We start from the raw sequence: 8,107 nt of genomic DNA on the forward strand, positions 1-8,107 counted from the left end.
GCTGGACGGCGAAGGCCCCGACAACGGGGCGTGGCGTGCCGTGGTGGCGATTACCCGGGGCGGCCTGGCTCACGTTGATGAGGGGGCGGTTGGGCGGAAAGGTCACGCCATCCAGCCAGCGCCGCGCCTCCATCACCGGGGGGGCGAAGGTCGCAAGGGTACGCGGGGTCGTCATCGGTCGCTCTCCAGTCGATAGGGCGGGAGCCTCCGGCGGGAGTATTTGGGAAAGGGTGAAGCACAGGTTTGTTTCACGCCTATGCTTGGCCTCCCAGTTGCCGGGGCGGGGCGGTCAGTCCTTGCCGCGGTAAGGCTCGACATATTGCAGGGCCATGTCCCATGGAAAGAAGATCCATGTGTCCTGGCTGACCTCGGTGATGAAGGTATCGACCTGCGGGCGGCCCTTGGGTTTGGCATAGACAGTGGCGAAATGCGCCTTGGGGTACATCGCGCGCACCACTTCCAGCGTTTTGCCGGAATCCACCAGATCGTCGATGATAAGGATGCCTGTTCCGTCGCCCATCAGGTCGGCGTCGGGGGATTTCAGCACCTTCGCCTCGGATTGTTCTTGATGATCGTAGGATTTGATCGAGATCGTGTCGACGGTGCGGATGTCCAGCTCCCGCGCGGCGATCATCGCGGGCGCCATGCCGCCCCGGGTAATCGCCACCACGGCACGCCACGCCCCGTTGTCGGGGCCTTCGCCGTCCAGCCGCCACGCGAGGGCGCGGCTGTCCCGGTGGATCTGGTCCCATGAAATATGGAACCCCTTTTCATGCGGCAGGCGGTGGTCGGGCATCTTATTTCTCCAGCAGCAGTCGCAGACCGAGGCCCGCCAGCAGGGTGGCGGCGATCCGGTCGAGGACGGGTTTGAGGCTCAGGTAGCGGCGGCGCGCGACGGGCGCCCCCAGCACCATGGCGAGCAGGGTGTAGAACAGCACTTCGAGAACGAGGTGGTTGAGTGCGACGAAGGCGATCTCGGCCCCCGACAGCGCCTGGGGGAAGACGACGACGATCACCGCCGCCGCGAAAAGCATGGATTTCGGATTGCCGAGGTTCACGATGAGCCCGGCCATCAGGGTGTGCCGCGTGGCCCCCGCCGCCTGTCCAAGGGGCGCGCGCGCATGACGCCACGTGGCATAGGCGATCCAGAGAAGATAAAGTGCGCCGCCGATTTTCAGCGCGCCGTAAGCCCAAGGAAAGAGGGTAAATATACCTTCCAGCCCGAGCAGGGCCGCCAGCGTCCAGAATGCCGCCGCAAGCCCGAGGCCAAGGCCCGTCAGCATCCCGGCGCGGCGTCCGGCCATCACGGTGGTGCGCATGCAGAAAAGCAGTGCAGCACCGGGGCTGGCCAGTGCTGCCAACAGCACGAGGTTGAAGGCGATCAGGCTGTCTGCGGTCATTCCTTGACCATGTCGGGGGCGTCGACGGCTTTCATCCCCACGATGTGATAGCCCGAATCCACATGCAGGTTTTCCCCCGTGGTGCCGCTGCCGAGGTCGGACAGCAGATAGAGCGCGGCCTTGCCGACATCGTCGATGGTCACGTTGCGGCGCAGGGGGGAATTGTATTCGTTCCACTTCATGATGTAGCGGAAATCGCCGATGCCGGAGGCGGCCAGCGTCTTGATCGGACCGGCGGAAATGGCGTTCACGCGGATGCCGTCCTTGCCCAGATCCTCGGCGAGGTATTTCACGCTCGCCTCCAGCGCGGCCTTGGCGACGCCCATCACGTTGTAATGCGGCATTACCTGTTCGGCGCCGTAGTAGGTGAGCGTGACGGCGCTGCCGCCCGCGTTCATCATCTTCTCGGCGCGCTGCATGACGGCGGTGAAGGAATAGACCGAAATATCCATCGTGCGGGTGAAATTGCCCCGGGTGGTATCAACATAGCGGCCGCGCAGTTCGTTCTTGTCGGAAAACCCGATGGCGTGAACCACGAAGTCCAGATTGTCCCACTTCTGGCCCAAGGTCTCGAACAGCGTATCGACAGAACTTTCGTCACCCACATCGCAGGGCAGGACAATGTCACTGCCCAGTTGGGCGGCGAGCGGGTCGACCCGTTTCTTCAACGCTTCGCCCTGGTAGGAAAAGGCCAGTTCCGCGCCCGCGTCCGCCAGCGTCCGGGCGATCCCCCAGGCGATGGATTTGTCGTTGGCCAACCCCATGATGAGCCCGCGTTTACCCTGCATCAAGTCATTGCCCATTGGCTCATCCCAGTCACTTCGTGTTATAAGATTTGACGTTTAGGTCATTGCTCGCAGTGCTTCAAGACTGCGTGGATTCGGGCAGGCCGGACACAACTCTCCTTAGCATTGCGCAATGAGTTTGCGGGTCTCGCTTTTGTTGTAGTGCTATGTCATATGTTATAGGTCACCTTCGGAACCCGCATCAGACGGGACCGATCGCTGGGAATCGAGAAGATGGAAGAGCGCAACGGCATATTCGCGGGCGATGATCCGTTCGGCATCGCGCGCCGCTGGCTGCAGGAGGCCGAGGCGGCGGAGCCGAACGATCCCAATGCCATCGCATTGTCCACCGTGGATGCGCAGGGGATGCCCAATGCGCGTATGGTGCTGCTGAAGGATATCGAGGACGCAGCTTTCGTTTTCTACACCAATTACGAAAGCGCCAAGGCCGAAGAATTGGACGCCGCCGGGCGCGCCGCCTTCGTGATGCACTGGAAATCCCTGCGCCGCCAGATTCGCGCCCGGGGGACGATCACGCGGGAGGATGGCCCGCAGGCCGACGCCTATTATCGTTCGCGCTCTCTCAAGAGCAGGCTGGGGGCCTGGGCATCGCGTCAGTCGCGCCCGCTGGACAGCCGGGCCACGCTGATGGCCGAAGTCGCCAAGATGACGGCGCGGCACGGGACCGATCCCGCGCGCCCGCCGTTCTGGGGGGGCTACAGGCTCACCCCGGTTGAAATAGAATTCTGGGCCGACGGCGCCTTTCGCCTGCATGACAGGTTTCAATGGCGCCGCGCCGGGCCGGATGGGGAATGGACCGTACAAAGATTGAACCCCTGAAGGTGCGGCTCATGGCAACCTTGGAGGAACAGATAGGAAGGGCTTCTGTGTCAGAGGACATGAACAATGAAGATGCGCTGGATGGCGTGGTTAAATGGTTCGACCCTTCCAAGGGGTTCGGCTTTGTCGTTTCGGACACGGGCGGTCCGGATATTCTGCTGCATGTGAACGTGTTGCGGAACTTCGGGCAAAGCTCGGTGGCGGACGGCGCGCGCCTGCGTTTCCGCGCCCAGCGAACCGAACGTGGCGTTCAGGCGACCGAGGTGCTTGCCGTGCAGCCGCCCGAGGGCGCGCAGGCCAGCGCGCTGGCCGATATCGTGGAACTGGACGGCGCCGTCGTGGCCGCCGCACCGTTGGAGCCTGCGCGGGTCAAATGGTTCGACAAGGCCAAGGGATTCGGATTTGCAAATGTCTTCGGTCGGCGCGAAGATATATTCCTGCACATAGAGGTGCTGCGCCAGTCCGGCCTCTCCGACCTGCAACCGGGGGAGGCCTTGGCGATCCGGGTAATCAACGGTCAGCGCGGCCAGATGGCTGCCGAGGTTCAGGCATGGGAAAAGGTACTGACACAACCCCTTCACGAGTGACCCGGATGGCGCGCGGCCCGCTGTTGGCCATGGCGTTGGCAGGCTGCGTGGCCCAGACGGCGACGGCGGCGGTCTGCCGCGAGGATTCCGTCATGCTGCGGGGCGATTGGGGGCAGGCCCGGTTCAGCGTGGAAATTGCCGACGATCCCGAAGAACGCTCTCTCGGGCTCATGCACCGGGAAAGCCTGCCGCTGGCCTCGGGCATGCTCTTTATCTACGACGAGCCGCAAACGTTGAGCTTCTGGATGCGCAACACGCTGATCCCGCTCGATCTGCTGTTCATCGATGCCTCGGGCGTTGTGCGCAGCATTCATCACAATGCGATTCCGCTGGATGAAACCGATATTCCCGGGGGCGACAACCGGCTTGCGGTGCTGGAAATCAACGGTGGGCTGGCCGCGCGGATGGGCATCGACGTGGGTACGGAACTGCGCCACCCGGCATTTGCCGCGACCGATCCCGCTTGGCCCTGTTAGGGCTTTTCAAAGCCAGACGGGGCGTCTATTGAACCCCAAGTCGGAGCGTGGCGCAGCCTGGTAGCGCACCTGTTTTGGGTACAGGGGGTCGGAGGTTCGAATCCTCTCGCTCCGACCATCTTTCCATTTCATATCACTCGTAGGGCCGGCCTGACGGCGCGGACACTACATCTGGTGGTCTGTCGCGACCTTCTGTCCACATACGGGGATGATTTGCGATTCGGGGCCAAACTTCGCTTGATAGTTGCATAAACGTGACGACTCGAGCGCCGGGGCGGGCGATTGCCGATCGCGGGGAATTTTTCGCCCGTGTGAATGCGCGGGCGGGGCGGGCCTGTGTACAACTTCGCAGCTTACCTCTGTTGTGCGCTCTAAGCCTGTTCATTGCTTGGCATATTCCGCCCCTCGGCCGGGCGCGCGGCCTCTGGACAACTTTGGGGAACCGCGGTGGTTGAATCGGGGATGATCCGAACCCTTCGAACGCAGAGATCCGGTCAACCGAAAGATTAGTCAAATTCTCAAAAAAACGCGTTGACCCGACCGGTGTGTATACGCCAGTTTGTGGGCATCGGCGGCGCGCCCACAATATCTAGTGAAAATCTGGAAGGTGCGCCGGGGTAAGGGGACAGGCTCACGGATCGTTCCGTACACGCATTCTGCGCACCGCTGGCGATGGCAGCGGCCCGAACCTCATGCCCGATCGCTATGACCCGGACCGCGGTGACCTGCGGGCCCTGAAGATAACGCTGGATGATGAGGCAGCTGACAGATGAAGATTGAACGGAAATTCACCAAGGCCGGGCAGGATGCCTACAGCGATCTGGATTTCGTGACCACGGTGTCCGAAATCCGAAACCCGGACGGTTCCGTCGTCTTCAAGCTCGATAACGTTGAAGTCCCCGCGAGCTGGAGCCAGGTCGCATCCGACGTCATCGCGCAGAAATACTTCCGCAAGGCGGGCGTGCCTTCGGCCACGCGCCCGGTGAAGGAAAAGGACGTGCCCGAGTTCCTCTGGCGGTCGGTTCCCGCCGAAGGTGCGACGATGGAGGGCGAAACCTCTTCCAAGCAGGTCTTCGACCGGCTGGCCGGGGCTTGGGCCTACTGGGGCTGGAAGGGCGGATATTTCACCACCGAAGAAGACGCCCGCGCCTATTTCGACGAAATGCGCCATATGCTGGCCAGTCAGCGCGCGGCGCCCAACAGCCCGCAGTGGTTCAACACCGGGCTGCACTGGGCTTATGGCATCGATGGCCCGGCGCAGGGGCATTACTATGTGGATCATAAGAGCGGCAAGCTGACCCGCTCCAAATCCTCCTACGAACATCCCCAGCCCCATGCCTGCTTCATCCAGTCGGTCGCCGACGATCTGGTGGGTGACGGCGGCATCATGGACCTCTGGGTCCGCGAGGCGCGGCTGTTCAAATATGGCTCGGGCACGGGCACTAATTTTTCATCGCTCCGCGGAGAGGGCGAGAAGCTGTCGGGCGGCGGCAAGTCGTCGGGCTTGATGGGGTTCCTCAAGATCGGGGACCGCGCAGCAGGCGCGATCAAGTCCGGCGGCACCACCCGTCGCGCGGCGAAGATGGTGATCGTAGATGCCGACCACCCCGATATCGAGGACTTCATCAACTGGAAGGTGCTGGAGGAGCAGAAGGTCGCGAGCATCGTCGCGGGCTCCAAGATGCACGAAGAAAAGCTGAACAAGCTTTTCGCCGCCATCCGGGCGTGGGACGGCGCGGAGGCGGATGCCTATGACCCGGCCAAGAACGAGGGGCTGAAGGCCGCGATCCGCGAAGCGAAAAAGGTCGCCATCCCCGAGACTTACGTGAAGCGCGTGCTGGATTACGCCCGTCAGGGACACACCAGCATCGAATTCCCCACCTATGACACGGACTGGGATTCCGAAGCCTACAACTCCGTCTCGGGCCAGAACTCCAACAACTCCATCCGGGTGACGAACGCCTTTCTGACGGCGGTGGAAAAGGATGCGGACTGGGAGTTGATCAACCGCGTCGACGGCACGGTGACGAAAACGGTGCGGGCCCGCGATCTTTGGGCGCAGGTGGGCCATGCCGCCTGGGCCTGTGCCGACCCCGGCATCCAGTACCACGACACCGTGAACGACTGGCACACCTGCCCCGAAGACGGTGCGATCCGCGGGTCGAACCCCTGCTCGGAATACATGTTCCTCGACGATACGGCCTGTAACCTCGCATCGATGAACCTGCTGACTTTCCTCCAAGACGGTGAGTTTCAGGTCGAAGACTACATGCACGCCAGCCGTCTGTGGACGGTGACGCTGGAAATCAGCGTGATGATGGCGCAGTTCCCCAGCAAGGAAATCGCGCAGCGGTCCTATGACTTCCGCACGCTGGGCCTCGGCTATGCCAATATCGGCGGTCTGCTGATGAACATGGGGCTGAGCTATGACAGCGACGAGGGCCGCGCGCTCTGCGGTGCGCTGACGGCGATCATGACCGGTGTGGCCTATGCAACCTCCGCAGAGATGGCCGGAGAGCTTGGCGCCTTCCCCGGATACGAAAAGAACGCACAGCACATGCTGCGCGTCATCCGCAACCACCGCAACGCCGCCCATGGCAACGACACGGGCTACGAACGTCTCGCGGTGAAGCCCGTGCCGCTCGATCACGCAAGCTGCCCGCAGCCCGCACTGGTCGATGTGGCGATGTCCTGCTGGGACGAGGCGCTGAAGCTGGGCGAGCAGCACGGCTACCGCAATGCGCAGACCTCCGTCATCGCGCCCACCGGCACCATCGGTCTGGTGATGGATTGTGACACCACGGGGATCGAGCCTGATTTCGCACTGGTGAAGTTCAAGAAGCTGGCCGGCGGCGGCTACTTCAAGATCATCAACCAGTCGGTGCCCGCGGCGCTGGAAAAGCTGGGCTACGGCTCCGCGCAGATCGAGGAAATCGTGAGCTACGCGGTGGGCCATGGCTCCATCGGGAATGCGCCGGGTATCAATCACACCACGCTGATGGGTCACGGTTTCGGCCCCAACGAACTGGCCAAGGTGGACGCGGCGCTGGCGCAGGCCTTCGACATCCGCTTTGTCTTCAACCAGTGGACGCTGGGAGAGGAGTTCTGCACGCAGGTTCTGGGCATTCCCGCCGAGAAGCTGAATGATCCGACCTTTGACCTGCTGCGGTCGCTGGGCTTCTCGAAAAAGGACATCGACGCGGCCAATGACCACGTCTGCGGTACGATGACACTGGAAGGCGCGCCGTTCCTCAAGCAGGAGCATTACGGTATCTTCGATTGCGCCAATCCCTGCGGGAAGAAGGGCAAGCGTTACCTCAGCGTCAATAGCCACATCTACATGATGGCCGCCGCGCAAAGCTTCATCTCGGGCGCGATCTCCAAAACGATCAACATGCCCAACGATGCGTCGATCTCCGATTGCCAGAACGCTTATGAGCTCAGCTGGTCGCTGGGGATCAAGGCCAATGCGCTCTACCGCGACGGATCGAAGCTGAGCCAGCCGCTCGCCGCCGCGCTGGTCGAGGACGACGACGAGGCCGCCGAAACGCTGGAAAGCGGCTCGATGCAGGACAAGGCCGCCGTGCTGGCCGAAAAGATCGTGGAAAAGGTGATCGTCAAGGAGATCATCAAATCCCACCGCGAAAAGATGCCCCAGCGGCGCAAGGGGTATACCCAGAAAGCCAACGTCGGCGGGCACAAGGTCTATCTGCGCACCGGCGAATACGAAGACGGCAAACTGGGCGAGATCTTCATCGACATGCACAAGGAAGGTGCCGGTTTCCGGGCGATGATGAACAACTTCGCCATCGCGGTTTCCGTGGGCCTGCAATACGGCGTGCCGCTTGAAGAGTTCGTCGATGCCTTCACCTTCACCAAGTTCGAACCCGCGGGCATGGTGCAGGGCAACGACAGCATCAAGAACGCGACCTCGATCCTTGACTATATCTTCCGCGAACTGGCGGTCAGCTACCTAGACCGGACGGATCTGGCCCATGTGAAACCCGAAGGCGCCACCT

General features: G+C 62.3%; 7 protein-coding genes, 1 tRNA gene and 2 pseudogenes. 6 read left to right on the forward strand and 4 right to left on the reverse strand.

Translation table 11 applies throughout. The features are described 5' to 3' along the window. Positions 1-70: pseudogene (locus A3728_RS22750) on the forward strand (xanthine phosphoribosyltransferase); the annotation flags it as partial. Here A3728_RS22750 and A3728_RS23975 read toward each other — a convergent pair. The 4 genes and pseudogenes from A3728_RS23975 to fabI form a co-directional block, all read right to left on the reverse strand. Then, a pseudogene (locus A3728_RS23975) lies at positions 56-175 on the reverse strand (aminotransferase); the annotation flags it as partial. The pseudogenes A3728_RS22750 and A3728_RS23975 overlap by 15 nt on opposite strands. Before the next feature lie 114 nt (positions 176-289). Beyond that, positions 290-796: a xanthine phosphoribosyltransferase gene (gene gpt, locus A3728_RS09950; RefSeq protein WP_067922860.1), complete on the reverse strand. Its 507-nt coding sequence runs from the start codon at positions 794-796 to the stop codon at positions 290-292. Between the two features lies 1 nt (position 797). Next, positions 798-1,400, reverse strand: coding sequence for a LysE family translocator (locus A3728_RS09955; RefSeq protein ID WP_067922862.1), 603 nt, complete (start codon positions 1,398-1,400; stop codon positions 798-800). Beyond that, positions 1,397-2,203 carry an enoyl-ACP reductase FabI gene (fabI, locus tag A3728_RS09960; protein ID WP_067922864.1) on the reverse strand — a complete coding sequence of 269 codons (807 nt, stop codon included), beginning with the start codon at positions 2,201-2,203 and terminating at the stop codon, positions 1,397-1,399. The genes A3728_RS09955 and fabI overlap by 4 nt, the downstream gene beginning before the upstream one ends. Positions 2,204-2,419: 216 nt before the next feature. Between fabI and pdxH the strand changes: the two genes are divergently transcribed. From pdxH to A3728_RS09985, 5 genes are all read left to right on the forward strand, one after another. After that, positions 2,420-3,025: a pyridoxamine 5'-phosphate oxidase gene (gene pdxH, locus A3728_RS09965; protein ID WP_067922867.1), complete on the forward strand. Its 606-nt coding sequence runs from the start codon at positions 2,420-2,422 to the stop codon at positions 3,023-3,025. A 59-nt stretch (positions 3,026-3,084) separates the two neighbouring features. Next, the gene (locus A3728_RS09970) at positions 3,085-3,612 is read left to right on the forward strand and encodes a cold shock protein (RefSeq protein ID WP_201722233.1); all 528 of its coding nucleotides are present in this window, start codon (positions 3,085-3,087) and stop codon (positions 3,610-3,612) included. A gap of 5 nt (positions 3,613-3,617) precedes the next feature. Continuing rightward, positions 3,618-4,088 carry a DUF192 domain-containing protein gene (locus tag A3728_RS09975; protein ID WP_201722232.1) on the forward strand — a complete coding sequence of 157 codons (471 nt, stop codon included), beginning with the start codon at positions 3,618-3,620 and terminating at the stop codon, positions 4,086-4,088. Between the two features lie 41 nt (positions 4,089-4,129). After that, positions 4,130-4,206 (forward strand) — tRNA-Pro (locus A3728_RS09980). A gap of 651 nt (positions 4,207-4,857) precedes the next feature. Then, positions 4,858-8,107, forward strand: a 3,250-nt coding sequence (locus A3728_RS09985) for a vitamin B12-dependent ribonucleotide reductase (RefSeq protein WP_067922869.1), incomplete at its 3' end; no start/stop codon positions are given.

Origin of the sequence: Sulfitobacter sp. HI0040 (genome assembly GCF_001634885.1) — a bacterium.
Classification (GTDB): Bacteria; Pseudomonadota; Alphaproteobacteria; order Rhodobacterales; family Rhodobacteraceae; genus Sulfitobacter.